This is a genomic window from Nocardiopsis sp. iso_238, from assembly GCF_056173325.1.
In genome coordinates this window covers 4,989,359-5,016,356 of the sequence record NZ_CM149668.1, presented here as the reverse complement: position 1 = coordinate 5,016,356, position 26,998 = coordinate 4,989,359, and the positions used below count along the sequence as shown (strand labels likewise).

General features: G+C 70.6%; 20 protein-coding genes, 1 pseudogene and 1 riboswitch. Of the genes and pseudogenes, 14 read left to right on the top strand and 7 right to left on the bottom strand.

Annotated elements, in window-relative coordinates:
- The first annotated feature begins 11 nt into the window (after nucleotides 1-11).
- Complete coding sequence (locus AC0VYL_RS22665; protein ID WP_378740808.1) at nucleotides 12-371, top strand: RidA family protein; 360 nt, start codon at nucleotides 12-14, stop codon at nucleotides 369-371.
- Nucleotides 368-1,252 carry a tyrosine recombinase XerC gene (locus AC0VYL_RS22660; RefSeq protein ID WP_475455764.1) on the top strand — a complete coding sequence of 295 codons (885 nt, stop codon included), beginning with the start codon at nucleotides 368-370 and terminating at the stop codon, nucleotides 1,250-1,252. Before AC0VYL_RS22665 ends, AC0VYL_RS22660 begins: the two co-directional genes overlap by 4 nt.
- 483 nt (nucleotides 1,253-1,735) lie before the next feature.
- Here AC0VYL_RS22660 and AC0VYL_RS22655 read toward each other — a convergent pair.
- A pseudogene (locus AC0VYL_RS22655) lies at nucleotides 1,736-2,110 on the bottom strand (peptidoglycan DD-metalloendopeptidase family protein); the annotation flags it as partial.
- Nucleotides 2,111-2,436: 326 nt separating this feature from the next.
- Here AC0VYL_RS22655 and rpsB point away from each other — a divergent pair.
- The 6 genes from rpsB (at nucleotide 2,437) to AC0VYL_RS22625 (ending at nucleotide 8,183) form a co-directional block, all read left to right on the top strand.
- Complete coding sequence (gene rpsB, locus AC0VYL_RS22650; protein ID WP_378740803.1) at nucleotides 2,437-3,375, top strand: 30S ribosomal protein S2; 939 nt, start codon at nucleotides 2,437-2,439, stop codon at nucleotides 3,373-3,375.
- A 128-nt stretch (nucleotides 3,376-3,503) separates the two neighbouring features.
- Complete coding sequence (gene tsf, locus AC0VYL_RS22645; RefSeq protein WP_475455761.1) at nucleotides 3,504-4,340, top strand: translation elongation factor Ts; 837 nt, start codon at nucleotides 3,504-3,506, stop codon at nucleotides 4,338-4,340.
- A 224-nt stretch (nucleotides 4,341-4,564) separates the two neighbouring features.
- The gene (gene pyrH / locus AC0VYL_RS22640) at nucleotides 4,565-5,308 is read left to right on the top strand and encodes a UMP kinase (RefSeq protein WP_040694415.1); all 744 of its coding nucleotides are present in this window, start codon (nucleotides 4,565-4,567) and stop codon (nucleotides 5,306-5,308) included.
- 62 nt (nucleotides 5,309-5,370) lie between these two features.
- Nucleotides 5,371-5,928, top strand: coding sequence for a ribosome recycling factor (gene frr, locus AC0VYL_RS22635; protein WP_475455759.1), 558 nt, complete (start codon nucleotides 5,371-5,373; stop codon nucleotides 5,926-5,928).
- 3 nt (nucleotides 5,929-5,931) lie between these two features.
- Entirely contained in the window at nucleotides 5,932-6,885 is a 954-nt protein-coding gene (locus AC0VYL_RS22630; protein WP_475455757.1) for a phosphatidate cytidylyltransferase, read from the top strand.
- Nucleotides 6,886-7,001: 116 nt separating this feature from the next.
- Entirely contained in the window at nucleotides 7,002-8,183 is a 1,182-nt protein-coding gene (locus AC0VYL_RS22625) for a pyridoxal phosphate-dependent aminotransferase (protein WP_475481435.1), read from the top strand.
- Between the two features lie 6 nt (nucleotides 8,184-8,189).
- Here AC0VYL_RS22625 and metG read toward each other — a convergent pair whose 3' ends face one another.
- From metG to glgB, 3 genes are all read right to left on the bottom strand, one after another.
- Nucleotides 8,190-9,680 carry a methionine--tRNA ligase gene (gene metG / locus AC0VYL_RS22620; protein WP_475481434.1) on the bottom strand — a complete coding sequence of 497 codons (1,491 nt, stop codon included), beginning with the start codon at nucleotides 9,678-9,680 and terminating at the stop codon, nucleotides 8,190-8,192.
- A gap of 233 nt (nucleotides 9,681-9,913) precedes the next feature.
- Complete coding sequence (locus AC0VYL_RS22615; RefSeq protein ID WP_475455754.1) at nucleotides 9,914-11,347, bottom strand: APC family permease; 1,434 nt, start codon at nucleotides 11,345-11,347, stop codon at nucleotides 9,914-9,916.
- A gap of 229 nt (nucleotides 11,348-11,576) precedes the next feature.
- Nucleotides 11,577-13,697, bottom strand: coding sequence for a 1,4-alpha-glucan branching protein GlgB (gene glgB, locus AC0VYL_RS22610; protein ID WP_475481433.1), 2,121 nt, complete (start codon nucleotides 13,695-13,697; stop codon nucleotides 11,577-11,579).
- 46 nt (nucleotides 13,698-13,743) lie between these two features.
- On the opposite strand from glgB, the gene AC0VYL_RS22605 reads away from it, so the two are divergent.
- Complete coding sequence (locus AC0VYL_RS22605) at nucleotides 13,744-14,058, top strand: hypothetical protein (RefSeq protein ID WP_475481432.1); 315 nt, start codon at nucleotides 13,744-13,746, stop codon at nucleotides 14,056-14,058.
- Between the two features lie 101 nt (nucleotides 14,059-14,159).
- On the opposite strand, the gene AC0VYL_RS22600 is transcribed toward AC0VYL_RS22605, so the two are convergent.
- From AC0VYL_RS22600 to AC0VYL_RS22590, 3 genes are all read right to left on the bottom strand, one after another.
- Nucleotides 14,160-15,539 carry a maltokinase N-terminal cap-like domain-containing protein gene (locus tag AC0VYL_RS22600; RefSeq protein WP_475455750.1) on the bottom strand — a complete coding sequence of 460 codons (1,380 nt, stop codon included), beginning with the start codon at nucleotides 15,537-15,539 and terminating at the stop codon, nucleotides 14,160-14,162.
- Nucleotide 15,540: 1 nt separating this feature from the next.
- Complete coding sequence (gene treS, locus AC0VYL_RS22595) at nucleotides 15,541-17,457, bottom strand: maltose alpha-D-glucosyltransferase (protein ID WP_475481431.1); 1,917 nt, start codon at nucleotides 17,455-17,457, stop codon at nucleotides 15,541-15,543.
- Nucleotides 17,458-17,561: 104 nt separating this feature from the next.
- On the bottom strand, nucleotides 17,562-19,529 hold the full coding sequence (locus tag AC0VYL_RS22590; protein WP_475481430.1) for an alpha-1,4-glucan--maltose-1-phosphate maltosyltransferase: 1,968 nt from the start codon (nucleotides 19,527-19,529) through the stop codon (nucleotides 17,562-17,564).
- A gap of 742 nt (nucleotides 19,530-20,271) precedes the next feature.
- On the opposite strand from AC0VYL_RS22590, the gene AC0VYL_RS22585 reads away from it, so the two are divergent.
- The 5 genes from AC0VYL_RS22585 (at nucleotide 20,272) to AC0VYL_RS22565 (ending at nucleotide 26,991) form a co-directional block, all read left to right on the top strand.
- The gene (locus AC0VYL_RS22585) at nucleotides 20,272-22,485 is read left to right on the top strand and encodes a transglycosylase domain-containing protein (RefSeq protein WP_475481429.1); all 2,214 of its coding nucleotides are present in this window, start codon (nucleotides 20,272-20,274) and stop codon (nucleotides 22,483-22,485) included.
- A gap of 291 nt (nucleotides 22,486-22,776) precedes the next feature.
- A complete protein-coding gene (locus tag AC0VYL_RS22580; protein ID WP_475455742.1) occupies nucleotides 22,777-23,667 on the top strand; it encodes a glycoside hydrolase family 19 protein in 891 nt (296 codons plus the stop codon).
- Between the two features lie 139 nt (nucleotides 23,668-23,806).
- Nucleotides 23,807-23,914: riboswitch (TPP riboswitch) on the top strand.
- A gap of 82 nt (nucleotides 23,915-23,996) precedes the next feature.
- Complete coding sequence (locus tag AC0VYL_RS22575) at nucleotides 23,997-24,635, top strand: ECF transporter S component (protein ID WP_475455740.1); 639 nt, start codon at nucleotides 23,997-23,999, stop codon at nucleotides 24,633-24,635.
- Nucleotides 24,636-24,637: 2 nt separating this feature from the next.
- Nucleotides 24,638-26,188 (top strand): ABC transporter ATP-binding protein, encoded by a 1,551-nt coding sequence (locus tag AC0VYL_RS22570; RefSeq protein ID WP_475481428.1) that lies wholly within the window; start codon nucleotides 24,638-24,640, stop codon nucleotides 26,186-26,188.
- On the top strand, nucleotides 26,185-26,991 hold the full coding sequence (locus tag AC0VYL_RS22565) for an energy-coupling factor transporter transmembrane component T family protein (RefSeq protein ID WP_475481427.1): 807 nt from the start codon (nucleotides 26,185-26,187) through the stop codon (nucleotides 26,989-26,991). The genes AC0VYL_RS22570 and AC0VYL_RS22565 overlap by 4 nt, the downstream gene beginning before the upstream one ends.
- Nucleotides 26,992-26,998 lie beyond the last annotated feature (7 nt).

Here is a 26,998-nt window from a genome sequence, read left to right as displayed (position 1 = left end):
AGGGTTCGACCATGGCCAGAACGTACAGTGACGCCCTGTTGGCCGACGGTCCGCTCCTCTTCGTCTCCGGTCAGGTCCCGGTGGCCCCCGACGGTGACGTCGCGGGCGACGCGGGCGGACAGACCCGGCAGATCTTCCGCAACATGGAGGCCGTCCTGGCCCGGCACGGGGCCGACCTGACCCACGTGGTGAAGCTGACCTACTACCTCCGGCACATCACCGACCTCGACGAGTTCCGCTCCGCCCTCCTGGACTCCCTGCCCGGAGACCACCGGCCCGCGGCCACCCTGGTCGAGGTGAGCGGCCTGGTGGACCCGCGCTTCCACGTGGAGATCGACGCCGTCGCCTGTCTGCCGAGGGAGCGCGCTTGAGCACCCCCGGCCTCCTGGAGCGCTTCGCCGCGCACCTGTCCGGCGAACTGGGCCGATCCCCGCACACCGTGCGCGGCTACCTGGCCGACCTCACCTCCCTTCTGGAGCACCTCGACGAGAGCGGCCACACCCCGGCCGACCTCGACGTCCCCCTCGTCCGGGGCTGGCTCTCCCGAGCCCGAGCCGCCGGGGCCAGCCGGGCCACCATCGCCCGCCGGGTGGCGGCGGTCCGCGCCCTCACCCGCTACCTGCACCGCGAGGGAATCCTGGCCACCGACCCCGGCCCCCGCCTGGCCACTCCCCGTCAACAGCGCTCCCTCCCCACCGTCCTGGACGAGGAACAAGCCGCCTCCGCCCTGGAGGGCCCCACACCCACCACTCCGGTGGAGCTGCGCCGCCACGCGGTGGTGGAGCTGCTCTACGCCACCGGCATTCGGGTGGCCGAACTCTGCGCCCTGGACCTGACCGACCTCGACCGCTCTCGGAACACCGTCCGGGTCCTGGGCAAGGGCGACAAGGAACGCACGGTCCCGGTGGGCGCCCCGGCCCTGGACGCCGTGGACGCCTGGACCACCCGGGGCCGCCCCGAGTTCGCGTCCCCGACCCCCACCGGAGCCCTCTTCCTGGGCGCCCGGGGCGGCCGCCTGGGCGTCCGCCAGGCACGCGAGGACGTCCACGCCCACCTGCGCGCCGCCGGGGTGGACTCCGCCCCGCACGGCCTGCGCCACACCGCCGCCACCCACCTCCTCAACGGCGGGGCCGACCTGCGCAGCGTCCAGGAGTTCCTCGGCCACTCCAGCCCGCGCAGCACGCAGATCTACACCCACGTCTCCGTGGAGCGCCTGCGGACCGCCTACCAACAGGCCCACCCCCGCGCCTGAGTACGCGCTGCACCGACGGGCCATGGTGGCGCGTCTCCGTCTGTGCCCCCGTTCTTGGGATGCCTGACCGGGGACCCGTCTGTGCCGGTACCCCCCGCCCTTCGGTCGCCCGCCCGAGGTCGCGCCTCCGCCTGTGCTCCCTGCCCTTGGGATGCCTGCCCGGGGCCGTCTGTGCCTGTGCTCCCTGCCCTTGGGATGCCTGACCGGGGACCCGTCTCCGCCCGCCGGGGCCTCCCGGACCCCGGGCCGTGTCAGGTGACGGACCGGTACGCGTCCCCGACGGTCGGTCCGCGACGGCTGGGGCCCGAAGGCCCCCGGCCGCCTGACCGGGAGCGCGGTCCGGCCGCCCGCTCCGCCCCACTCGACCCCTGCCGTCCGGTGCAGGGGCAGGAGGCGGACCTCGCCCCGCCCCAGGAGGCTGAGGGGGTCAAGGTAGTCGGAGGCGCGGAGGAGTCCCCAATGGAGGCAGGGGCGGTCCGGGCAGTGCACGGGCTCGGCGGACAGCGTGCCCAACGGCTCGTCGTCCACCAGGTCGCCCCGGGCGACGGAGGCGTCCACCGGCAGATAGGTGGTGCGCAGGTCCCCGTGGGAGACGCTCACCACTCCCACCCCCGCGATCCGACCGGCGTAGTGCACCAGGCCCGGGCCCGCCGGATGGATCGGCTGCCCCGGCTCGGCGGCCAGGTCCACGCCCCGGTGGCCGGACAGCCAGGGCTGCGCGGGCGGGTCGAAGCCACGCAGGACCTCGGCGGGGGGATCCACCGGCCAGCGCCAGGAGGGCGTGGTCCGGTGGGAGAGCACGGGCAGGAGCAGGAGGGAGAGCGAGAGCAGGAGGTGCCAGAGGCAGCGAGGGCTCATACTTCCAGCGTGCGCTCGGCGGCCCGGATCCGCCACCGCCGATCCGGATCTGTGGACAACTCCCCGGAGGTCCGGGAACCCCTCGTGGAAGGGCCCCGGTGCCCGAGTGATCTGCCTGGGCACGGAGCTGTTCCGGGGTGTGTCCCGCGGAGGATAGAATCATCTGTGGTCCGCTGGACCAACCAACAATACGCACGCCCACACGCCTCCTCCGGGAGGGGCCGCACCCACGGTCCACACCGCTTCGGCGGGGTGGCGGTACGGCCGGGGCGTCAGGATCAACCGACGGCGGAGCACCCCTCCGCCACCGCAAGGAGGACCAGGTCATGGCCACAGTCGTGACGATTCGCCAGCTCCTGGAGAGCGGCGTCCACTTCGGGCACCAGACCCGTCGCTGGAACCCCAAGATGAAGCGCTTCATCTTCACCGAGCGCAACGGCATCTACATCATCGACCTCCAGAAGTCGCTGGCGTACATCGACCGCGCCTACGAGTTCGTCAAGCAGACGGTCGCCCACGGTGGCACCATCCTGTTCGTCGGCACGAAGAAGCAGGCGCAGGAGGCCATCGACGAGCAGGCCCGCCGCGTCGGCATGCCCTTCGTCAACCAGCGCTGGCTGGGCGGCATGCTCACCAACTTCTCCACCGTGCACAAGCGGCTCCAGCGTCTCAAGGAGCTGGAGGAGATCGACTTCGACGACGTCGCCGGCTCCGCGCTCACCAAGAAGGAGCTGCTGAACCTTCGCCGTGAGAAGGACAAGCTCGAGCGCACCCTCGGTGGTATCCGCGATATGTCCCGCGTGCCCAGCGCCGTGTGGATCGTGGACACCAAGAAGGAGCACATCGCGATCAGCGAGGCTCGCAAGCTGAACATCCCGGTCGTCGCGATCCTCGACACCAACTGCGACCCGGACGAGGTCGACTACCCGATCCCGGGTAACGACGACGCCATCCGCAGCGTCAGCCTCCTCACCCGCGTCGTCGCCGACGCCGTCGCCGACGGTCTGCTGGTCCGCTCCGGTGCCTCCGGCGCGACCGAGGAGAAGGCCGCCGAGGAGCCCCTGGCCGAGTGGGAGCGCGAGCTCCTCGAGGGCAAGAGCGAGACGGCCGCCGCCGAGGCCGCCGCCGAGCAGGCCCCGGCCGAGACCCCGACCGTGGCCCCGGCCGACGAGGTCGCCGCCGAGGCTCCGGCCGAGGTCACCTCCGAGGACTCCCCGGTGGACGCCCCCGAGCAGGCCCCCGCTGAGGACAAGACCGCCGAGTAGTCAGCGGTCCCTTCCGGGGACACCGTCTCCCGTGCGCCGCCTCGCCCCTCGTGGGCGGGGCGGCCCGTGCGGTGCTCACCCGGTCACTTCCAGATCCGACTTCACTCCAAGGGAATCCGAGAACAGGCATGGCGAACTTCACCGCCGCGGACGTCAAGAAGCTGCGCGACGCGACCGGCGCCGGCATGATGGACTGCAAGAAGGCCCTGACCGAGGCTGACGGCGACTACGACAAGGCCGTCGAAGCCCTGCGTATCAAGGGCGCCAAGTCCGTCGACAAGCGCGCCGACCGCACCGCCGCCCAGGGCATGGTCGTCCTCAAGCAGGAGAGCGAGGGTAAGGCCACCCTCATCGAGCTCAACTGCGAGACCGACTTCGTCGCCAAGAACGCCGGTTTCATCGAGCTGGCCAACCAGGTCGCCGACTTCGTCGCCGCCCAGGACGGCGACGACATCGCCGCCATCGCCGCCGCCGAGATCGAGCCGGGCAAGAGCCTCCAGGCGTACATCGAGGGCAAGAGCGCGATCATCGGGGAGAAGCTCGAGTTCCGCCGCATCGCGAAGTTCGACGGCGCCTACGTCGCGAGCTACCTGCACAAGTCCGACCCGGACCTGCCCCCGAGCATGGGCGTCCTGGTCGAGCTGGACAAGAAGGACGAAGAGGTCGGCAAGGACCTCGCCCAGCAGATCGCCGCGCTGGCCCCGCAGTACGTCAGCAAGGACGAGGTTCCCGCCGACGTCGTCGCCAACGAGCGCCGCATCGCCGAGGAGACCACCCGCGAGGAGGGCAAGCCCGAGCAAGCGATCCCCAAGATCGTGGAGGGCCGCCTCAACGGTTACTTCAAGGACGTGACGCTGCTCGGCCAGCCGTTCGTCAAGGAGAACAAGAAGACGGTCCAGAAGGTCGTCGACGAGGCCGGAGTCACCGTCAAGCGCTTCGTTCGCTTCAAGGTCGGCCAGGCCTAGGGATTTGTTCGGTGGATCGTTCCGAGAAGGCGTCCACCGCACACACCCTGGGGTTTTGACATGATGGAGGTGCCGGGGAGACTTCTCTCCCCGGCACCTTCTGGTGGATATGGGCGGATTCGGGGCGGCGTTCGCCCCGGCCGCCCGCAGCAGGAGCACTCGGGGGACCCTGTGCCACTCGGGGAGAACAAGGGAGGCCACAGGCCGTGTCGGAGAACGAAGCGATGACCACCGAACCCGCCATGCACGATTCCGGCTGGAAACGTGTGATGCTCAAGCTCTCGGGGGAGGCCTTCGCGGGAGGCGGCGGTCTCGGCATCGAGCCCGAGGTCGTCCAGTACGTGGCGGAGTCCATCGCGGAGGCGGTCTCCGAGGGCATCCAGGTCGCCGTCGTCGTCGGCGGCGGCAACATGTTCCGCGGCGCGCAGCTCACCGAGGGCGGGATCGAGCGCGGCCGCGCCGACTACATGGGGATGCTCGGCACCGTCATCAACTGCCTCGCCCTCCAGGACTTCCTGGAGCGCCTGGGCGTGGACACCCGCGTACAGACCGCGATCCACATGAGCCAGGTCGCCGAGGCCTACATTCCGCGCCGCGCCATCCGCCACCTGGAGAAGGGCCGCGTGGTCATCTTCGGTGCCGGCCTCGGCGCGCCGTTCTTCTCCACCGACACCACCGCCGCCCAGCGCGCGCTGGAGATCGGCGCCCAGGCGGTCCTCAAGGGCACCCAGGTCGACGGCGTCTACGACTCCGACCCGCAGCGCAACCCGGACGCGGTCAAGTTCGACAAGCTCAACTACAACGAGGTCCTCACCCGCGGCCTCAAGGTCATGGACGCCACGGCCGTCAGCCTGTGCATGGACAACGGGCTGCCCATCGTCGTCTTCGACCTCATGAGCCAGGGCAACATCCTGCGCGCCGTCCGCGGTGAGAAGATCGGCACCATCGTCGGCCCCGTCTCCGCCTAGCGGACGGTCCGGCCGCGACCACAAGCCACGAACACCCAGCCGAGAACCCGGGAGCGTCCACAATGACCGAAGAAACCCTCCTTGAGGCCGAGGAGAAGATGGAGAAGGCCGTGGTCGTCGCGAAGGAGGACTTCGCCACGATCCGGACCGGCCGTCCCACCCCGGCCACCTTCAACAAGATCACCGTCGACTACTACGGTGCCCGCACGCCGATCAACCAGCTGGCGTCGTTCTCGGTGCCGGAGCCGCGGATGGTCGTCATCTCCCCGTTCGACGTGAACGCGCGGACCGAGATCATCAACGCGATCCGCAACAGCGACCTCGGCGTCAACCCCTCGGACGACGGCCAGGTCATCCGCGTGGTGTTCCCGGACCTGTCCGAGGAGCGCCGCAAGGAGTACGTGAAGGTCGCGCGCACCAAGGCCGAGGACAGCAAGGTCTCGATCCGCAACGTGCGCCGTCGCGCCAAGGACAGCTTCGAGAAGGCCGTCAAGGCCGGTGACCTCGGTGAGGACGAGGCGCACCGCGCCCAGGCCGAGCTGGACGAGCTCTCCCAGAAGTACGTCGCCGCCATCGACGAGCTGTTGAAGCACAAGGAATCTGATCTTCTCGAGGTTTAGCCGGTGAGCACACCTTCCAAGGGTTCCGGAGGCGATGACCACTCACCGGAGCACAGACCCGACGACATTCCCCCGTCCGGGGCGGGCGACCCCACCTCGGACACGGCCGCCGGGCAGCGCTTCGTGCTGCACAAGCCGGGGGGTGAACCGGTCAAGACCGGTCGCAACCTCCCGGTGGCCATCGCCAGCGGGTGCGCCCTGGGCGCGCTCGTGTTCTTCTCGGTCTTCCCGTGGCCGCAGCTGTTCACGATCATCACCTCGCTCGGGGTGCTGATCGGTCTGCGCGAGCTCAACCGCGCCTTCGGAGGCAAGGGCATGACCCTGGCCGTGGTCCCGTTGGCCGTGGGCGGGGTGGCCATGCAGGCCGGAGCCTACTTCGGCGGCGCGGACTGGCTGGCGGGCATCGCCGCCCTCACGGCGATCTCCTGCCTGGTCTGGCGGCTGAGGGGCGGGGCCGAGGGGTTCGTCGCCGACGCGTCGGCGAACCTGTTCGTCCTGGTGTACCTGCCGTTCATGCTGGCCACGTGGATGCTGCTCATCGCGCATCCCGAGGACGGCCAGTACCGGCTCGTGGTGTTCATCCTCGTGACGATCTCCAGCGACATCGGCGGGTACTTCGCCGGGATCCTGCTGGGGCGGCACAAGATGGCGCCCGTCATCAGCCCGAACAAGACCTGGGAGGGTTTCGGCGGCTCCGTGGTGGGCTGCGCGGTGGCGGGCGCGCTGTGCGTGACCCTGCTGCTGGGCGGCCCCTGGTGGGTCGGCGTGGTCCTGGGCCTGGCCGTGGTGCTGGCGGCCACGGTCGGTGACCTCATCGAGTCGCTCTTCAAGCGCGACCTCGGTGTCAAGGACATGGGCCGGTTCATGCCGGGCCACGGCGGTCTCATGGACCGCATCGACTCGCTGCTCATCGCGGGTCCGGTGGTCTGGATCGTGCTGAGCCTGCTTCTGCCGTAGCGACGGGTCGGGCCCCCGACCTCGTGGCACCCAGCGATGGACTGGGCGCGACGAGACCGGGGGCCTTCGTCGTGCCCGGGGACGACGAAGCGGTGTCGGGTGGATACGCTCGACGGGTGGATGAACCTCTGATCGAACGCATGCGCCAGTACGGTGAGACGATCTTCGCCGAGATGACGCGCCTGGCCGTGGAGACCGAGTCCGTGAACCTCGGGCAGGGTTTCCCCGACACCGACGGTCCGCGCTCCCTCCTGGAGAGCGCCTCCCGCAACATCCTGGCGGGGGTGAACCAGTACCCGCCAGGGCCGGGCCGGGCCGAGCTGCGCGAGGCGGTGAGCCGTTACCGCTCCCGCCACTACGGCCTGGAGTTCGACCCGGAATCCGAGGTGTACGTGACGGTCGGCGCCACGGCCGGGATCGCCGCCTCGATGCTGGCCCTGGTGGAGGCCGGGGACGAGGTGATCGTCTTCGAGCCGATGTACGACTCCTACGCCGCGACGATCTCCCTGGCCGGAGGGGGGCGCCGCCCGGTGACGCTGCGCTGCGACCCGGAGAGCGGACGCTTCACCTTCGACCCGGCCGAGCTCCGCGCGGCGGTGACCCCGCGCACCCGGCTGATCCTGGTCAACACCCCGCACAACCCCACCGGCACGGTGTTCACACCCGCCGAACTGGAGGTGATCGCCGGGGTGTGCCGCGAGCACGACCTGCTCGCGGTCACCGACGAGGTGTACGAGTTCCTCACCTTCGACGACCGCCAGCACGTGCCGCTGGCCACGCTGCCGGGTATGCGGGAGCGGACCCTGTCGATCTCCTCCGTGGGCAAGACGTTCGCCGTCACCGCGTGGAAGACCGGCTGGGTCACGGGCCCGGAACCCCTGGTCCGGGCCGTGCGCACGGTCAACCAGTTCCTCACCTTCTCCGCCAACGGCGCGCTCCAGCTGGCCATCGCGGACGCGTTGGACAACGAGGGGGAGTGGATCGAGCGGCAGCGGCTCGCGCTCCAGGGCAAGCGGGACCGGCTCGCGGCGGGCCTGACCCGGGCCGGGTTCGACGTGAGCGTCTGCGAGGGCACCTACTTCCTGATGACGGACATCCGCCCGCTCGGGTACGCGGACGGCGTGGACGTCGCCCGCTCCCTGCCCCGCCAGGCGGGCGTGGCGGCGGTTCCCGCGAAGGTGTTCTACGACCGCGAGGACGAGGGACGCCACCTGTTGCGCTTCGCCTTCTGCAAGAAGGACGAGGTGCTCGACGAGGCGGTCCGCCGCCTGACCTCCTGGCACGGCTGGGTGAACTGAGCCCGGTCACCCGAGCCTGCGGAACACGGGGCTGGGCGGAGGCAGGAGGTCGGCGCCCCCGCCCAGCTGCGCATTGAGGCGTTCAGCGGCGTCGGGGAGGAAGGGCCGAAGCACCCTGGCCACCTCGCGGCAGGTCTCCACGAGTTCTCGCAGAACACCGTCCAGGGCCGCGGGGTCGGCCCCGGATCGTTCCTCGCGGGCGAGGGCCCACGGTTCGTGGTCGGCCACGTACCGGTTGCCCCCGTCCGCGAGCGCGACGATGGCCCCGGTGGCCGCGCGCAGGTCGTGGGCGCGTACCGCCGCGTCCACCTGCCGCGCGGCCCCGGCACGGGCGTCGGCCAGGGAGGGTCCGCTGTCCACCTGGTGCGGGACCCGCCCGGAGCGGTACCTGGCGACCATGGTGACGGTCCGGTTCACGAGGTTGCCGATGGTGTTGGCCAGATCCTCGTCATGGCGGGTGACCAGGCGTGCCTCGGTGAAGTCCGTGTCGCCCGAGCGGCCGACGTCGCGCAGGAGCCACCAGCGCAGCGCGTCGGTGCCGAAGGCCTCGACCACGGCGACGGGGTCCACGGCGCTCCCGGTCGACTTGCTGATCTTCTCGCCGTCGACGGTCAGGTACTCGTGCACCAGGACCGTCGTGGGCAGCGACAGTCCGGCCGAGAGCAACAGGGCGGGCCAGTAGACGGCGTGGAACCGCAGGATGCCCTTGCCGATCACGTGCACGCGCTGGTCGGCGCCGGTCCACCAGTGGTCGTGCCCTTCGGGGTCGGTGCCGTAGCCGGGGCCGGTGACGTAGTTGGCCAGCGCGTCGTACCAGACGTAGACCACCTGGCTCGGATCGCCTGGGACGGGGATGCCCCAGCCGTGGGCGCGTTCCACGCTCCGGGAGACGCTGAAGTCCTCCAGTCCCGCGTCGATGAAGGACAGCACCTCCCGGCAGCGGAAGTCGGGCTCCACCAGCAGTTCACCCGAGGCCACCAGGTCCCTCAGCCGGTCCTGGTACCCGCTGAGCCTGAAGAACCAGTTCTCCTCCTCGACCCTCTCGGGTGTGATCCGGTGTTCGGGACAACGGCCTTCGGGCAGCTCTCCGGGTGAGTAGAACCGCTCACAGCCCGTGCAGTAGAGCCCGGTGTAGCTCCGGCGGTACAGGTCCCCGCGTTCCAGGCAGACGTTCCACAACCGCTCCACCCCAGGTCGGTGGCGGGGGTCGAAGGCGGTGCGGACGGAGTCGTCGAAGGACAGGCCGAGCGGCCCGGACAGGTCCAGAAAGCGGCGGGAGACCAGGTCGACGTACTCGGCCGTGTCCAGCCCGGCCTCCCGGGCGCTCAGTACGTTCTTCAGGGAGTTGTCGTCGGTTCCGGTCTGCGCCCGGACCTCGTCGCCGATCTCCCGGTGGTACCGGGCGAGGGCGTCGACCTGGACCAGCTCGAGGGCGTGGCCCACGTGCGGAGCGCCGTTGACATAGGGAATTGCGGTGGTCACGTAGTAGCGGCCCATGGTGGGAGCCTTTCCGGCCCCGTCGGGTGCCCGCTGTCGGGAAGGCCCGCTGGGGCCTATCCGCGAACAGGGTCTCAGAGCACGCGAGGAAGGCCGGACGACGTCATCATCCGGCCCGTCATGGTGGCGAAGCACACCCGCGTCATGTCGGGCATGCTACCGCCCCCGGCTCCGCGCTGACAGGCGATTTCCCAGGGGACCGACGGACCGGAGGGGGCGGTACCGGCTGGGGCTCAGGGGGTGGGGGATCTTCGGGCCTCGTCGCGGGCGTCGATGATCTCGATGAGGCGCGCCTCGGCGTCCGGGCCCGGACTGACCCGGGGGAGGCGCCACATCAGGGCGGCGCCGCCGATCCACCAGACCAGGACCATGACCCACTCGTGGGGCCAGCCCAGTGCGGCGGGCATGCCCGGCAGGTAGAGCAGGAAGAGGCCGAAGGCCAGCACGAAGGCGGCGACGCCGGTGGGGGTGCCCGCGCGGACCCGGAACGGGCGCTCCATCTCCGGTTCACGGCGGCGCAGCACCAGGAAGCACACCACCACCGTCAGGTAGGCCACGACGATGTTGAGCCCGCCCGCGTTGACCAGCCAGACGAGCATCGGGCGGCCGAAGAGCGGGGCCAGGACCGAGAGGGCGCCGATGAACAGCACCGCGTTGGCGGGGGTGCGGAAGCGCGGGTGCAGCTCACCGAACCAGGAGGGGAGCATCCGGGACCGGGCCATCGCGTAGATGAGGCGGCTGCCTCCGATGAGGAAGGCGTTCCAGCTGGTGAGCAGACCGGCCACGCCGCCCAGGACGAGGAGGTTGCCCATGGCGGCGCTGTTCCACATGGCGGCCATGGCGTCGGCCGAGGCGAGCTCGGAGCCCAGGAGGTCGGCGGAGGGCATCCCGGCTCCGGCGGTCAGCATCACCATCACGTACCAGGCGGTCGCGCAGAAGACCGAGACCACTAGGAGCGACCCGACCAGGCGGTGGGGCAGTTTGATCTCCGAGGCGGACTGCGGGATGACGTCGAAGCCCACGAACAGGAACGGGACGGCGACCAGCACCACGAACATCCCGGAGACCCCGCCGGTGAAAAGGGGTTCCATGTGCGCGGCGGAACCGCCCACGAAGGCGCCGGTGAGCATCGCCACGCCCGCCGCCAGCAGGAACAGGACGGTGACGCCCTGGAACACGCTGGCCGGTCTGATCCCCACGTAGTTGAGGGCCGTCATGGCCACCGCGCTCAGCACGCCGATGGCCACGAGGCTGGCGTGGACGTCGTACCCGGCGATCGTCCACAGGTGGCCGACCTCGATGTTCGGGAAGAGGTAGACGAGGGTCTGGGGAACGGCGACCGCCTCGAAGGCGACCACCGAGACGTACCCCAGCACCATGGCCCAGGAGGCGACGAAGGCGCCCTTCGGGCCGATGGCGCGCATGGCGTAGTGGTGCTCACCGCCCGCGTGCGGCATGGCGGAGACCAGCTCGGCGTAGGTGAGGCCGACGAGGGCCATCACCACGCCGCCGATCACGAAGGCCAGCGCGGCGCCGCCGCTGCCCGCAGCGTCGATGAAGTCGCCGGTCAGGACGATCCAGCCGAAGCCGATCATCGCGCCGAAGGCCAGGGCGAGGACGTCGGCCCTGCCCAGGACCCTGACGAAACCCGGACTCGTGTTGGACATGGAGGGGGCTCCCAACGGTCGTGCCTGTGTCGGGGGACACACGTGTGGGGGACAAGAGAACACGTGGCGGGCCCGAGGTGAAGTGCCGTGCTGGCCAGGGGCTCCGCCGGGGTTGTACAGAGTGGCCGGTGGTGGGTTGATGGGTTCTCTCAGGAGAACAGGAATCCGGGGCACGCGAAAGCCCCGGGGCGTCGCCTGTGGACGACTCCCCGGGGCCGGTGCGAACGGGTCAGCGCTGGGGCTCGAACCAGACCGCGCCCAGCGGTGGCAGGGTGATCTCGGCCGAGAACGGCTGCCCGTGCCACTCCTGGTGTTCGGCCTCGACGGACGCGGGCGCCTCGTGGCCGGAACCGCCGAAGCGCGGCTCGTCGGAGTTGAGCACCGACGTCCAGCGGCCCTCGGAGGGCAGGCCCACACGCCAGTTCGGGCGGGGCACTGGTGAGAAGTTCACCGCGCACGCCAGCACGGAGCCGTCCTCGCCGTGGCGCAGGTAGCTCAGGGTGTTGCCCTCGTGGTCACCGCCGTCCAGCCAGCGGAAGCCCGCCGGGTCGGTGTCCAGCGACCACAGCGCCGGACGCGGCCGGTAGGCGTCGTTGAGCGCCCTGACCAGCCGCTGCGCCCCCGCGTGGTGCTCGAACTGGAGCAGCCACCACGGCACGCCCTCCTCGTGCGACCACTCGTCCCCCTGGGCGATCTCGCCGCCCATGAACAGCAGCTGCTTGCCCGGGTGCGACCACATGAACGACAGCAGCGCCCGCAGCGTCGCGGCGCGCTGCCACTCGTCACCGGGCGGCTTGTTGAACAGCGCCTGCTTGCCGTGCACCACCTCGTCGTGCGACAGCGGCAGCACGTAGTTCTCGCTGTAGGCGTAGACCATCGAGAAGGTGATGTCGTTGTGGTGGTACTTGCGGTGGACCGGCTCCTTCTTCACGTACTCCAGGGAGTCGTGCATCCAGCCCATGTTCCACTTCAGCCCGAACCCGAGCCCGCCCTGGTCCACGGGCTGGGTCACGCCGGTGTAGGCCGTGGACTCCTCCGCGATCATCGCCACGTTCGGGTTGCGCCGGTAGACCGTGGTGTTGAGCTCCTTGAGGAAGTCGATCGCCTCCAGGTTCTCCCGGCCGCCGAACGCGTTCGGTTCCCACTGACCGGAGTCCCGCGAGTAGTCGAGGTAGATCATCGACGCCACCGCGTCGACCCGGAGGCCGTCGACGTGGAACTCCTCCAGCCAGTACAGGGCGTTGGCGACGAGGAAGTTGCGCACCTCGGTCCGCCCGTAGTTGAAGATCAGCGTTCCCCAGTCGGGGTGCTCGCCGCGCCGGGGGTCCGGGTGCTCGTACAGCGCCGTGCCGTCGAACCGGGCCAGCGCCCACTCGTCCTTGGGGAAGTGCGCGGGCACCCAGTCCAGGAACACCCCGATCCCGGCCCGGTGCAGGGAGTCCACCAGGTGCCGGAACTCGTCGGGGCTCCCGAAGCGCGGCGTCGGCGCGTAGTACGACGTGACCTGGTAGCCCCACGAACCGTCGAACGGGTGCCCCGCCACAGGCAGGAACTCCACGTGGGTGAAGCCGAGGTCGACGACGTACTCCACCAGCTGCTCGGCCAGCTCCCGGTAGTCCAGCCCCGGACGCCAGGAGCCCAGGTGCACCTCGTACACGCTCATCGGAGCGCGGTGCGGCTCCACGCCCTTGCGCTCGGCCATCCACTGCTCGTCGGTCCACACGTGCTCGGAGGTGGTGACCACCGACGCCGTCGCCGGAGGCACCTGGGTGCGGCGCGCCATGGGGTCGGCCTTGTCCCGCCAGTGCCCGTCGGCGCCCAGGACCTGGAACTTGTACAGGTCGCCGTCGCCCATGCCGGGCACGAACAGCTCCCACACGCCGTTGGCGCCCAGGCTGCGCATGGGGTGCGCGATCCCGCTCCAGTAGTTGACGTCCCCGATCACCCGCACGCCCCGGGCGTCGGGCGCCCAGACGGCGAAGCGCGTGCCGGGGATCTCGCCCATGGGGCTCTCGACCGTGGTCGTGTGCGCGCCGAGTGCCCGCCACAGCTCCTCGTGGCGGCCCTCACCGATCAGGTGCAGGTCGAGCTCGCCCAGGGTGGGGCCCGCCCGGTAGGCGTCGGCCTCCACCCGTTCGGGGCCGCCCTCCTCGTAGCGGACGGCGATCCGGTAGTCGGCGGTGCGGGCGGGGAGCCGGGCGGAGAAGACGCCCCGGTGGCGGTGGGTCAGCCCGACCCTGGTGCCGTCGGGCAGGACGGCGTCCACCTCGACCGCTCCGGGGCGTAGGACCCGCAGGTCACGGCCGTGCAGGCCGAGAACCGAGTGCGGGTCGTGGTGCCAGCCGTCCACGACCCGGTCGAGTTCGGCGGCCAGCTCGGCGGAGACCGCGGCGGGTGTGCGGGTCCGCTTGGCCGCGGGCTTCTTCGCGGTCTTCCCCGCGGAGCCCTTCCCTGCCGCACTCTTCGCGGCGGGCTTCTTCCCGGTGCTCCCGGTGGCCGACGCCTTCCGGGCCGCCGGAACCTTCTTCTCGGTGTTCCCGGTGGTGGACTTCCCGGGCGTCGCCTTCGTGCTCCGGGCCGCCGTCTCCTTCTTCGCGGCCGAGGGCTTCGCCTTCGTGTTCCGGGTGGCGGCCTTCTTCGGCGCCTCCGCCGGTTGCTCGTCGGCTGTCGCGGACTTCCTGGTCGTGCGCGGTGACAATTCGACTCCGTGATGACTCGTGGTGGTCGGATGGCGGGAGGCGGTGAAGCGATGGCTCGGGCCGGAACGGCGGACGGGGCGGCCGCCGTTCGCGAACGGCGGCCGCCCCGCTGGTCAGCCGGGCACCCGTGGCGACCCGGCGGCGGTGGCGATGGACTCCAGTGGCACCCGGAGCCAGTTGGGCCGGTTCCGGGCCTCGTACAGCACCTCGTAGACGGCCTTGTCGAACTCGAAGGCCCGCAGCACGGTGAGGTGCTTCTCCGGATCGGCGCCGCCCCCGTCGGCGTAGCCCCGGCAGAAGGCCTCCCTGTTGCGCCGCGCCCAGTCCCGCGCGGCCCACGCGAGGTCGGGGTCGTCGTCCTGTTCGACCAGCAGGAACCCGGCCGCGTAGTCGAAGGAGCGCAGCATCCCGGCCACGTCCCGCAGCGGGCTGGACAGCCGCTGGCGCTCGCGCACCGACACGGTCGGCTCGCCCTCGAAGTCGAGCAGCACCCACCCGGACGCGGGCCGGATGACCTGCCCCAGGTGGTAGTCGCCGTGCACGCGCTGGATCGGCAGCGGTTCGTCCAACCCGGCGAAGTCCGCGTAGGCCTCCATCACCCGGGGAGCGTGCTCCGCCAGCTCGGGGACCTCCGCGCTGGCCATGGCCAGGCGCTCCACCATGGCGTCGGCCAGTTCGCCCGCCGCGTTCGGTGACAGCACGTCGGTGGGCAGTGCTTTGGCGAGGGAGCTGTGCACCGCGGCGGTGGTGCGCCCCAGCCGGGCGGACTCCGCGCTGAAGTCCGCGTTCGCGCCGTCCAGCAGCGTGCGGACGTTGGCCGTGGCCATCACCCACCCGTCCGTGGCGTCCGGGACGAAGGTCTGGAGCAGGGCGAGCGTGGTCGGCGTCGAGTGGCCGGACAGGTCCGCCTCGATCCACCCGCACGGGCGCGCCACGTACGGCGAGCCGGACAGCGCCATGTTGAGTTCCAGGTCCGGGTTGCGGCCCGGCCAGAGTCTGCGGAAGGTCTTGAGGACGTAGTCCCGCCCGTACACCAGGGAGGTGTTGGACTGTTCCCCGGTGAGCAGCCGCCCCGGGCCGATCGCCTCCACGCTGGCGCCAGGCAGGGTACGGAACCGCACCCGGCCGCGCCGCTCCGCGTCCCCGCCGCGGGTGAACCGCTCCAACAGCAGCGCCGTGAGCTGCGGGTCGTGCGCGGCGTCGTACACCACCCGTGGGCGGCCGCCCGAGACCTGGCACACGCCGATGGCGGCGCGGGCCAGGTCGGGCGGCAGGGAGCGGGGCGGGCGCGAGCCGAGCAGCACCTGGTAGCGGGAGTTGAGGCCGCGCTGCCCCGCCTGCACGACGAGGACGTTCAGATCAGGTCCGCCGGGACCGGCCGAGACCAGGGTGTACCTGCTCTCGATCCGGACCCGCTGGATCGGTATCCCCTTACCGGAGAACCATCGTTGCCGGGGAAGCCAGACCGCCAGGAGTTCTTCTAGCTGCGACATCTCAGTAAGGCCCGTGTCCCTTCCCGCCACCGTCCCCGGGTCGCGCGCCGGACGCGGTGGTGGACGCGGTGCGGTGGCCGGTGTCGAAGGCGTTCCGGGCGCTGACCCCCGCCGAGGGCAGGCCGTAGGTGGGGGCCTCCTCACGGTCCCCGGCACCCGGCGCGGCGGCGCGCTCGGCAGGGAGCTGGAACCAGTAGAAGCCGTGGCCGGGGAGGGTGAGCAGGTACGGCAGCTCACCGATCTCCGGGAAGCTCACCCCGCCCACGCACTCGACGGGGCTGACCCCGGCGTACCGGGACAGGTCGAGCTCCACGGGCTGCGGGTGCCGGGACAGGTTGTTCACGCACAGCATCCGGTCGTCGCCGTGTTCCCGGATGAACGCCAGCACGCTGGGGTTCGTGGCGTTCAGTTCGGTGAACTCCCCGGTGCCGAACACGGGGTGGCGCTTGCGGATCTGGATCATCCGGCGCGTCCAGTTCAGCAGCGACCCCGGGTTCTCGCGCTGCGACTCCACGTTGACCGCCTGGTAGCCGTACACCGGGTCCATGATCATCGGGAGGTACAGGCGGGCGGGATCGCTCCGGGAGAACCCGGCGTTGCGGTCGGAGTTCCACTGCATGGGCGTGCGGACGGCGTCCCGGTCGCCCAGCCAGATGTTGTCGCCCATGCCGATCTCGTCGCCGTAGTACAGGACCGGCGACCCGGGCAGGGAGAGCAGCAGCGCGGTGAAGAGCTGGATCTGGTTGCGGTCGTTGTCCAACAGGGGCGCGAGCCGCCGCCGGATCCCCACGTTCGCGCGCATGCGGGGTTCCTTGGCGTACTCGGAGTACATGTAGTCGCGCTCCTCGTCGGTGACCATCTCCAGGGTCAGCTCGTCGTGGTTGCGCAGGAAGATCGCCCACTGGCAGTTGCGGGGGATCTCCGGGGTCTGGGCGAGGATCTCCGAGATCGGGAACCGCTGCTCCTGCCGCACCGCCATGAACATGCGCGGCATCAACGGGAAGTGGAAGTTCATGTGGCACTCGTCGCCGCCGGACTCGAAGTCACCGAAGTAGTCGACGACCTCCGACGGCCACTGGTTGGCCTCGCTCAGCAGCACCCGGTCCGGGTACAGGCGGTCCACCTCGGCGCGCACCCGCTTGAGGAACTCGTGGGTCTCCTTGAGGTTCTCGCAGTTGGTGCCCTCGCGCTCGTACAGGTACGGCACGGCGTCCAGGCGGAACCCGTCGATGCCCAGGTCCAGCCAGTAGCGCAGGACCTCCAGGATCGCCTCCTGCACCGCCGGGTTCTCGAAGTTGAGGTCCGGCTGGTGGGAGAAGAAGCGGTGCCAGTAGTACTGGCCACGGACCTCGTCGTAGGTCCAGTTGGACGTCTCGGTGTCGACGAAGATGATCCGGGCCTCGTCGTAGAGCTCGTCGCTGTCCGACCACACGTAGAAGTCGCCGTAGGGGCCGTCCGGGTCCTCCCGTGAGGCCCGGAACCACGGGTGCTGGTCGCTGGTGTGGTTCATGACCAGGTCGGTGATGACCCGGATGCCTCGGCGGTGGGCCTCGTCCAGGAGCTCCACGAAGTCGGCGGTGTTGCCGAACTCGGGGAGGATCTTGAAGTAGTCCGAGATGTCGTACCCGCCGTCTCGCAGCGGCGACTCGTACATCGGCAGCAGCCACATGCAGTCGATGCCCAGCCACTGGAGGTAGTCCAGCTTCCGCACGAGCCCGGTGAGGTCACCGGTGCCGTCTCCGTTGGAGTCGAAGAACCCGCGCGCGAGTACCTCGTAGAAGACGGCGTGCTTGAACCAGTGGGGATCACTGGTGCCGCCGGTGGACATGAGCGGGCCGGTGGCGGCCCCGGTGGCCGGGGCGAGCGGACCGTGTTCGGCGTGCTCGTGGGCGACGGGTCCGGGCTCGTCGTTGCTCATCTACTGCTCCCCACCAAGAATGTTCGACGTCGGATCAACAGGCTTTTCGCACGATGGAGGGGACGGCACCCGGTCCGGGTGTCCGCCCGCCTCGCCAGGGCCCGTCATCTGCCGTGGACGGTGAACACGTGCGCCGGTCCGGTCGCCGGGTCGAGCCGGACGTAGTTGTCCGCTCGCCAGGTGTACGTTCGGCCGGTCAGTTCGTCGGTCACCCTGAGGTCCTCCTCCCACGTGCGGCCGATCGACGGCAGGTCCAGGTGCACCGTGGCCTCGCGGGCGTGGTGCGGGTCGAGGTTGACGACGGCGATCACGACGTCGTCGGGCTCACCGGGGGCGCCGGTCCGGTGCTTGGAGAAACACACGAGTTCGGGCCGGTCCACCTGGTGGAAGCGCAGGTTGCGGAGCTCGCGCAGGGCGGGGTGGGCCCGGCGCAGCGCGTTCAGCCGGGTGACCAGCGGGGCGATGGTGTCCCCGGAGGCGTCGGCGGCGGCCCAGTCGCGCGGCCGGTACTGGAACTTCTCCGAGTCCAGGTACTCCTCGCTGCCGGGCGCGGCGGGGGTGTTCTCGCACAGTTCGAAGCCCGAGTAGATCCCCCAGGTGGGCGAGAGCAGCGCCGCGAGCACCGCGCGCGCCTCGAAGGCGGGGCGGCCGCCCTCCTGGAGGTACGCGTTGAGGATGTCCGGGGTGTTGGTGAAGAGGTTGGGGCGCAGGTAGTGCGCGGTCTCCTGACTGAGCTCGGTGAGGTAGTCGGTGAGCTCGTCCTTGCCGTTGCGCCAGGTGAAGTAGGTGTATGACTGGTGGAAGCCGACCTTGGCCAGGGTGCGCATCATCGCGGGGCGGGTGAAGGCCTCCGCGAGGAAGAGCACGTCCGGGTCGTGCCTGGCCACGTCGGCCAGCAGCCGCTCCCAGAAGGCGACCGGCTTGGTGTGCGGGTTGTCGACGCGGAAGATCCGCACACCGTGGTCGATCCAGTGCCGGACCACCCGCAGGCACTCCCTGTAGAGGCCCTCGAAGTCGTGGTCGAAGCAGAGCGGGTAGATGTCCTGGTACTTCTTCGGCGGGTTCTCGGCGTAGGCGATGGACCCGTCCGCCCGCCTGCTGAACCACTCCGGGTGCTCGGCCACCCAGGGGTGGTCGGGGGAGCACTGGAGGGCCAGGTCGAGGGCGATCTCCAGACCGTGGTCACGGGCCTCGGCCACGAAGGCGTCGAAGTCGGCCAGGGTGCCCAGGCCCGGGTGGACGGCGTCGTGGCCGCCGTCGGATGAGCCGATCGCCCACACCGAGCCGGGGTCGCCCGGTCCGGGCTGGAGCGTGTTGTTGCGGCCCTTGCGGTGGGAGTCCCCGACGGGGTGGATCGGCGGCAGGTAGACGACGTCGAAGCCCATGTCCGCGATGGCGGGCAGGCGCTTGGCGGCGGTGGCGAAGGTGCCGGAGACCTCCTGGCCGGGGGCGGTGTCGACCTGCGCCCCCTCCGAGCGGGGGAAGAACTCGTACCAGGAACCGAAGAGGGCGCGTTCGCGGTGGACGACGACCTTGGTGCGCTTGGAGCGGGTGACGAGTTCGCGCAGGGGGTTGCGCTCCATCTCCGCGAGGACCTCGTCGGTGACGGCGGCCCCGAAACGCTCCAGAGGGGCACGGGAGGTGTCGCGCAGCGTCCTGGCGGCGTTGTTCAGGGCGGGGGTGCGGGGGGTGCGCCGACCGGCCCGGGCGAGGAGGCGGGCGCCCTCCTCCAGGACCAGCGCGGTGTCGGTGTCCAGGGGGAGCTTCACGCGTGCGACGTGGAGCCAGGTGGCGAAGGGGTCGCTCCACGACTCGACCGAGAAGGACCAGTTCCCCTCACCGGGAAGGCTGATCTCGGCCTCGTACCGGTCGGTGCCGGGGGCCCGCTCACGCATGGGGACCAGCGCCTCGCGGCGGCCCCGGGGGGAGTGGACGACGACGCCCGCGGCGAGGGAGTCGTGGCCCTCGCGGATGACGGTGGCGGACACGGTGAAGCGCTCGCCGGGAACGGCTTTCACGGGCCCCAGGCCGTTGTCTGGAGAGATGTCGAGGATGGGCAGTCGTCCGATCACTGGCTACACCGTCATTGTCGTGGTTCGGGCGTTATGGGATGGCGCGCACAAGGATCCGCGCATAAATAACCGGGAGTTAATCAAAGGAAAGACGGAGTTAACGAAGGCTCGGTTCGGAATCTGTCCGGATTGCGGCTTCGGTGCCCTCCGCTGTCTATCGTCGGCCCTCTAGTGGGGTTTGGCAGAGTGTCGAGGCCGCAGAATTAATGTGATCCTCGCCACTCTAGGCGAGGGCGCAAAGACCTGGTATTTGCCGCGATTCACCTCGGTGAACCTCGCATTGCGGGCATACGACATCAAGCGATTCAGGCGCCTCTGTGGTTGTTTTCGTATTCCCCGTCATGAAAATTCCGAAAATTCAGGTCACATGTTGGCGGAGGGGCGGTGTTGGGTAGGGCTGTTCAAATGTGAGGAAGGGCAGCCGGGCTGCATTCCGGACATTCACGTGTGTCCGACGGGTCCCCTGGGAATCATTCGTCCCATATCCGGACCGCCCGCCTCCTGTCTCTCCGGCCTCCTGCGTCGAATCATCTTGACGTCGAGTAAAGGGATGGTTGGTTTCGGATGATCCATCCGGGCATGCGTGCCATGCACGATCTGCCAGCTTTGCCGTGGATTGAGGAAGGTTTTCGCTAACACGCCTGATTTGACGGACTTCCCTTTGCGTAGCGGCTGCGAGTCTGGGCGTCGCAGTGTTCGTGTCGCGCGGCGAGCGGACAGCACACGGCCGTAGGGGGGCGACGTGACGGAGTCGAACCAGGGAGGTCCGTTCCTGGAGGCGATCCGGGGGTTCCTGAAGCACGACCAGCCGCAGGACCGGCGAGAGGCCCTGCTCAGACTCTCCGGGCTCGGGGCCGTCGCCGGGCTCCTGTCAGCGGCCCTGGTCATGCCCTGGGTGGGCGGTGTCGGACTGGTCGCGCGGGACGCGGCTGCGGGGTTCATGTCCCTGCCCGGCGACCTGGACGTGCCCAGCCTGTCCTCCCGGGTCCTGCTCACCGCCGACGACGGCACCCCCTTCGCGGAGGTCGCCGAACGCGAACGCCGCGTGGTGGGCCTCGACGAGATCAGCCCGTGGGTGGGCACGGCCCTCATGGCGATCGAGGACGACCGTTTCTACGAGCACAAGGGCCTGGACCTGCGCGGTGTGATCCGCGCCGCCGCCCGCACCGCCCAGGGCGACACACAGGGCGGCTCCACCATCACCCAGCAGTACGTGAAGAACCTCCTCATCGAGACCGCCGAGACGGAGGAGGAGGTCGAGGGCGCCAGCGCGCAGAACCTGGGCCGCAAGCTGACCGAACTGCGCTACGCCATCGACGTCGAGGAGCGCCTCACCAAGGACGAGATCCTGGAGGGGTACCTGAACCTGTCCTACTTCGGCGCGGGGGCGCACGGCGTGGAGGTCGCCGCGCAGCGGTACTTCTCCGTCCCCGCCGCCGACCTCGACGCCGGGCAGGCCGCCATGCTGGCCGGTCTGGTGCGCGCCCCCTCCTTCTACGACCCGCTCAACAACCCCGACGAGGCGCTCGAACGCCGCAACCTCGTGTTGGACCGCATGGTGGCCACCGACGCCCTCAGTGCCGACGAGGCCGAGGCACACAAGGAGAAGGGCCTGGGGATCGACTCCAGCCCGCGCGGCGGCAGCTGCGCGGAGAGCGACTACCCGTTCTTCTGCGACTACACGATGCGCTGGCTGCGGAGTTCGGACCTGATCGGGGACACCGTCGAGAAGCGCGAGCAGCGCATCGCCCAGGGCGGGCTGATCGTGCGGACCACGCTCGACACCGCCGCGCAGGACGCGGCCCAGGACGCCGTCGACAAGCGGGTCCCGCACGAGGACTCCACGAAGTTCGCCGCCCAGGCCATGGTCGAGCCCGGTTCCGGGCGCGTGCGCGCGCTCGTGCAGAACCTGCGGTACGGGTTCGACGACGAACGGGTCGGGACGACCTCCCTCAACCTCGCCGTGGACCAGGAGGACGGCGGGTCCCTGGGGTACCAGGCCGGATCCACCTTCAAGACGTACACGCTGGCGGCGGCGCTGGAGAAGGGCCTGGGGTACGGGACCAGCTTCGCCTCGCCCAAGAACCTGTCCGTCAGCGGCATGGCCGACTGCGAGGGCACGAGGATGTCCTCGTGGAGCGTCCGCAACGCGGGGGAGAGCGACGACGGCAGCCACAACATGATCAGCGCGACCAAGGGGTCGGTGAACACCTACTTCGCGCAGCTCCAGAAGCGTGTGGGCCTGTGCGAGACCTCGGAGATGGCGGAGAAGGCCGGGGTGCACCGCGCTGACGGCGGCGATCTCGGGGTCTGGAGCTCCTTCACCCTCGGGGACCAGGAGGTGTCCCCGCTGACCGTGGCCGCCTCCTACGCGACCTTCGCCGCGAGGGGCGAGTACTGCGAGCCGCGCCCGGTGCGCATGGTGACCGAGGAGGGCACCGGCACGGAGTTCAAGACCACCTCGGAGTGTGAGCGCACGGTCCAGCAGAACGCCGCCGACGGGGTCAACCACCTGCTCCAGCAGACCTTCGACGGGGGCACCGCCAAGGGTCTGGACCTGGGGCGTCCGGCCGCGGGCAAGACCGGGACCACGGACGGGGCCGCCTACGCCTGGTTCGCCGGGTACACGCCGAACCTCGCCTCGGCGGTGGTCGTGGGCGACGTGCGCGGCGGTGAGGAGAACCCGCTCCAGGGCGTGACGATCGGCGGGCAGCACTTCGAGATCGTCTACGGCGGGACCCTCCCGGGCCCGATCTGGCAGGAGAGCATGCGCGGCGCCACCAAGCACCTGCCGTCGGACACCTTCGCGGGGTCGCCGGGCGCCTTCGGTGACCCGAAGACCGAGCCGCCCGAGCAGCGGGGCGGCGACGGCGACGACGAGGACGAGGAGGGCGGCGGGGGCTCCGAGGACGCGGAGGACCTCGCGGACGGTACGGGCGACGACGAGGGAACCTAGGGGCGTGTCCCGGGGATCGTTCCCCGGCGCCGCCGCCGGCGGCGAGGCATCCGAACAACACGCCCTGGACGCGCCCCCGGACGCGTCCCTGGGCGGCGCCTCGGCCCGGTGGCCACGGGATACCGGTGACCGCCGGGCCGGGTCGCGGGCCGCCGTCCCGATCCGTACCGTCATCCGGTTCTCACGATCCGTGGTCTGGACCTTGACAGGTCTAGACCACTCTTGCTTAGGTGACGTCACCCCCCGCGGCGCGCGGTCGGACGCAGCGCCGCACCCTAGGAGTGTGATCACGTGATCCGACGTCTCCTGAGTCAGCTCGCCGCGCTCGGCGCGATCGCGGCTGTGCTCGTTACCCTCCCGGTGGCCGCCGCGCAGGCGGCCACCGCCTGCGCCACCGCCTGGAGCTCCTCCTCCGTCTACACCGGCGGCGGCCAGGTCTCCTTCGAAGGCCGCAACTACACCGCCAAGTGGTGGACGCAGAACGAGCGTCCCGGAACCTCGGACGTCTGGGCCGACCAGGGCCCCTGCGGCGACGGCGGAGGCGGTGAGCAGCCGGGCCCGAACGACTTCGTCGTCAGCGAGGCCCAGTTCAACCAGATGTTCCCGAACCGGAACCCCTTCTACACCTACTCGGGCCTCACCACCGCCCTGAGCTCCTACCCGGGCTTCACCAACACCGGCAGCGTCGAGGTGCAGCGACGCGAGGCCGCGGCCTTCCTGGCCAACGTCAGCCACGAGACCGGCGGGCTGGTGTACATCAAGGAGATCAACGAGGACAACTACCCGCACTACTGCGACCTGAGCCAGCCCTTCGGCTGTCCGGCCGGCCAGTCCGCCTACTACGGCAAGGGCCCGATCCAGCTGAGCTGGAACTACAACTACAAGGCCGCCGGTGACGCCCTCGGCATCGACCTGCTGAACAACCCCTACCTGGTCGAGCAGGACGCCTCGATCGCCTGGCGGACCGGACTCTGGTTCTGGAACACCCAGTCCGGTGCCGGGACGATGTCGGGGCACACCGCCATCGTCGACGGTCACGGCTTCGGCGAGTCGATCCGCTCCATCAACGGCTCGATCGAGTGCAACGGCGGCAACCCCGGACAGGTGCAGAGCCGCATCAACACGTTCACCCAGTTCACCCAGATCCTCGGCACCACCACGGGGTCGAACCTGAGCTGCTGAACCCCGGGTGCCGTGAGGCACCCCTGACGGCACCCGAGCGGGGGTGCGACCGGCGACCACCGCCGGGCGCGCCCCCGCTTCTTCGTGTCCCGGAGGAGGGAAGGTCTTCACCGCGCGTCCTGTTTGCCCCATAATGGAGCCAATCCGACAGGGGAGCGCGTGAGCGCTGAGAGTGCGGCACCCGGCCGCAGACCCTTACACACCTGATCTGGGTCATGCCAGCGAAGGAAGTCGTAGGAAACCGCCGTCGTGCGTGCGTCAGCGCGCGCCCGACCGGCGCTCTTGGCCACATGGGCCCTCGTCACCCCGACGAAGGGACACCAACCATCATGAGTACCGAAAACCGCGGGACCGGCACCGGAGCCACCGCCGAACCCGGGGGCCCCGTCCGGGAGGTCCTCGCGAAGGCCCGGAGCTGGCGCACCGTCGACATCGTCGTCGCCGCCGTCATCGGCGTCGCGGTCGGCGTCGTCTTCTGGCTGTGGAACATCGTCTGGTCGGTCACCACACCGCTGTTCGTCGCGTTCCCGCCAGGGCAGGCCGTCGTCTACGGCATGTGGCTGATCTCCGGCGTGCTCGGCGGCCTCATCATCCGCAAGCCCGGCGCGGCCCTGCTCACCTCGATCGCCGCCGCCTCGGTCTCGGCCGTGCTGGGCACCCAGTGGGGGGTCATGGTCGTCGTCGACGGCACCCTCCAGGGGCTGCTGCCCGAACTGGTGTTCCTCGCCTTCGCCTACCGGCGCTGGAACATGGGCGTGGCCGTGCTCGCCGCCGCCGTCGCCGGGCTCTCCCCGGCCATCCGCGACAACATCGCCTACAACGTCACCTGGCCGATCGAGTACCAGCTCACCTACGGCGTGATCGTGGTGCTCAGCGCGGCCGTCATCGCGGGCGTCGGCGCGCGCCTGCTCACCACCGCGCTGGCCAGGTCCGGCGCGCTGGCCCCCTTCCCCTCGGCCAGGGGCTGACCGTGACACGACCCAACGCACGAGGGGCGCGCGTCGAACTCTCCGGCTGGGGATGGAAGCACTCCGGCCGTGACACGTACGCCCTGCGCGGGGTGGACCTCACCGTCGAACCGGGGGAGCGGGTCCTGCTGCTCGGAGCCTCGGGCGCGGGCAAGTCCACCCTGCTGCACTCCCTGGCCGGGCTCACCGGTGAGGACGGCGCGATCAGCGGGGAGCACGAGGGCTCGCTGCTGGTGGACGGAGCACCCGCCGACCGCGGCCGGGGCGGCGTCGGGCTGGTCAGCCAGGACCCCGAGACCCAGCTCGTGATGGCCCGGGCCGGGGACGACGTCGCCTTCGGACTGGAGAACCTGGGGGTGGACCCCGAGCACATCTGGCCCCGGGTCGAGCGCTCCCTGACGGAGGTCGGCTTCCCCTACGGCCTCCGGCACTCCACGGGCGCCCTCTCCGGCGGGGAGAAACAGCGCCTGGTCATCGCCGGCGCGCTGGCCATGCGGCCGCGCCTGCTGCTCCTGGACGAACCCACCGCCAACCTCGACCCCGCCGGGGCGGTGCTCGTCCGCGACCTGCTCTCCCGCCTGCTCCACGAGACCGAGGCCACCCTCGTACTGGTCGAACACCGGGTGGCCGACGTCGTGGACCTGGTGGACCGGGTCGTCGTGGTCGAACCCGGCGGGGGAGTGATCGCGGACGGCACCCCGGAGCGGGTGTTCGCGGAACACGGCCGTTCGCTGGCCGACCAGGGCGTGTGGATCCCCGGGAACGAACCCGCCCCCGAGCTCACACCCGGGCCCGGCGGCGCACCGCTGGTGGAGACCGCCGGCGTCACCGCCCGCACCCCCTTCCAGGTGGGTGTGCGCGCCGCACCTCGGAGGACGGTGCTCGACGACGTAGACGTCACCCTGTCCGCCGGGACCGCCACCGCCCTGACCGGACCCAACGGCGCGGGCAAGTCCACACTCCTGACCATGCTGGCCGGGCTCTCGCGCCCGCACCGGGGCCAGGTCCTGCCGCGCGGTCCCCTGGCCGAGGCCGACCGGCGCCCGCTCGTGCGTTGGCCCGCCCGCCGTCTGGCCCGGCACGTGGGAACGGTCTTCCAACACGCGGAGGACCAGTTCGTCACCGCCACGGTCCGCGACGAACTCCGCTTCGCGCCGCTGCGCGCGGGGATGGGAGAGGCCGAGACCGACTCCTGGGTGGGCGAGCTGATGGAGCGGCTGCGGCTGACCCGGCTGGCCGAGGTGCACCCGTACACGCTCTCCGGCGGGGAGAAACGGCGCCTGTCGGTGGCGACCGCGCTCAGCTCCGGTCCCTCGCACGCCCCGGACCTGCTGGTGCTGGACGAACCCACCTTCGGCCAGGACACCCGAACCTGGACGGAACTGGTGGAGCTGCTCGGCGCCCTGCGTGCCGAGGGGCGGGCCGTGGTCATGGCCACCCATGACGAACTCCTCCTGCGCCGTCTGACGGACGTGGAGGTGCGGGTGGCCGAGGGGCGCGCGGTGCCCGTCGAGGCGGCCCGGTCCGCGACGGCCCGAGAGGGGGACGCGTGAGTTCCCGGAACACGGACCGCGCGGTGCCGCCCCGCGCCCTGGGCGGGGACACCCTCACCCTGGACGTGCCCGAGGGCGGCGGTGCCCGCTACTGGCTGACCGGCCTGAACCCGGCCGCCAAGCTGCTGGCCGCGCTGATGATCGGTATCGGACTGATCCCGGCGGTCGACGCCGTCACCGGCGGCGTCGTGCTGCTCGCGGTGCTGGTCACCGTGCCGTTCAGCGGAGTGGACCGGCGCACCCTGCTGGTCCTGGGCGGGCCCTTCCTGCTCATGGGGCTCAGCAGCGGCGCGGTCAACTACCTGTACGGCGAGCAGGGGCTGGAGGGCGCCGTGGGCGCGGCGGTGCGCCTGCTGGCCATCGCCCTGCCCGGACTGCTCGCGGCGATCAGCAGCGACCCCACGGAGATGTCCGACGGCCTCGTGCAGCGGCTCCGGGTGCCCGAACGCCCCGCCATGGGCGTGCTCGCCGCGCTGCGGCTCATCCCGCTGCTCGCCGACCAGTGGCGGACCATCACCCTGGCCCGTCGGGCGCGGGGCCTGGAAGCCGGACGCAACCCCCTGCGGATCGTCTCGCTGTTCTTCGGGCGGCTGTTCGCGCTGCTGGTGCGGTCCATCCGGACCGGGACCCTGCTGGCCACCGCGATGGACGCGCGGGCCTTCGGCACCGGACCCCGCACCCACGCGCGGTACAGCCGCTGGCGGGCGGCCGACACCCTCCTGCTGGCGGGCACCGTCCTGCTGTTGGTGGCCGCCTACGCCCTGTCGGCCCGCCTGGGGACCCTGGTGCTGCTCTTCCGCTGACGCGGGT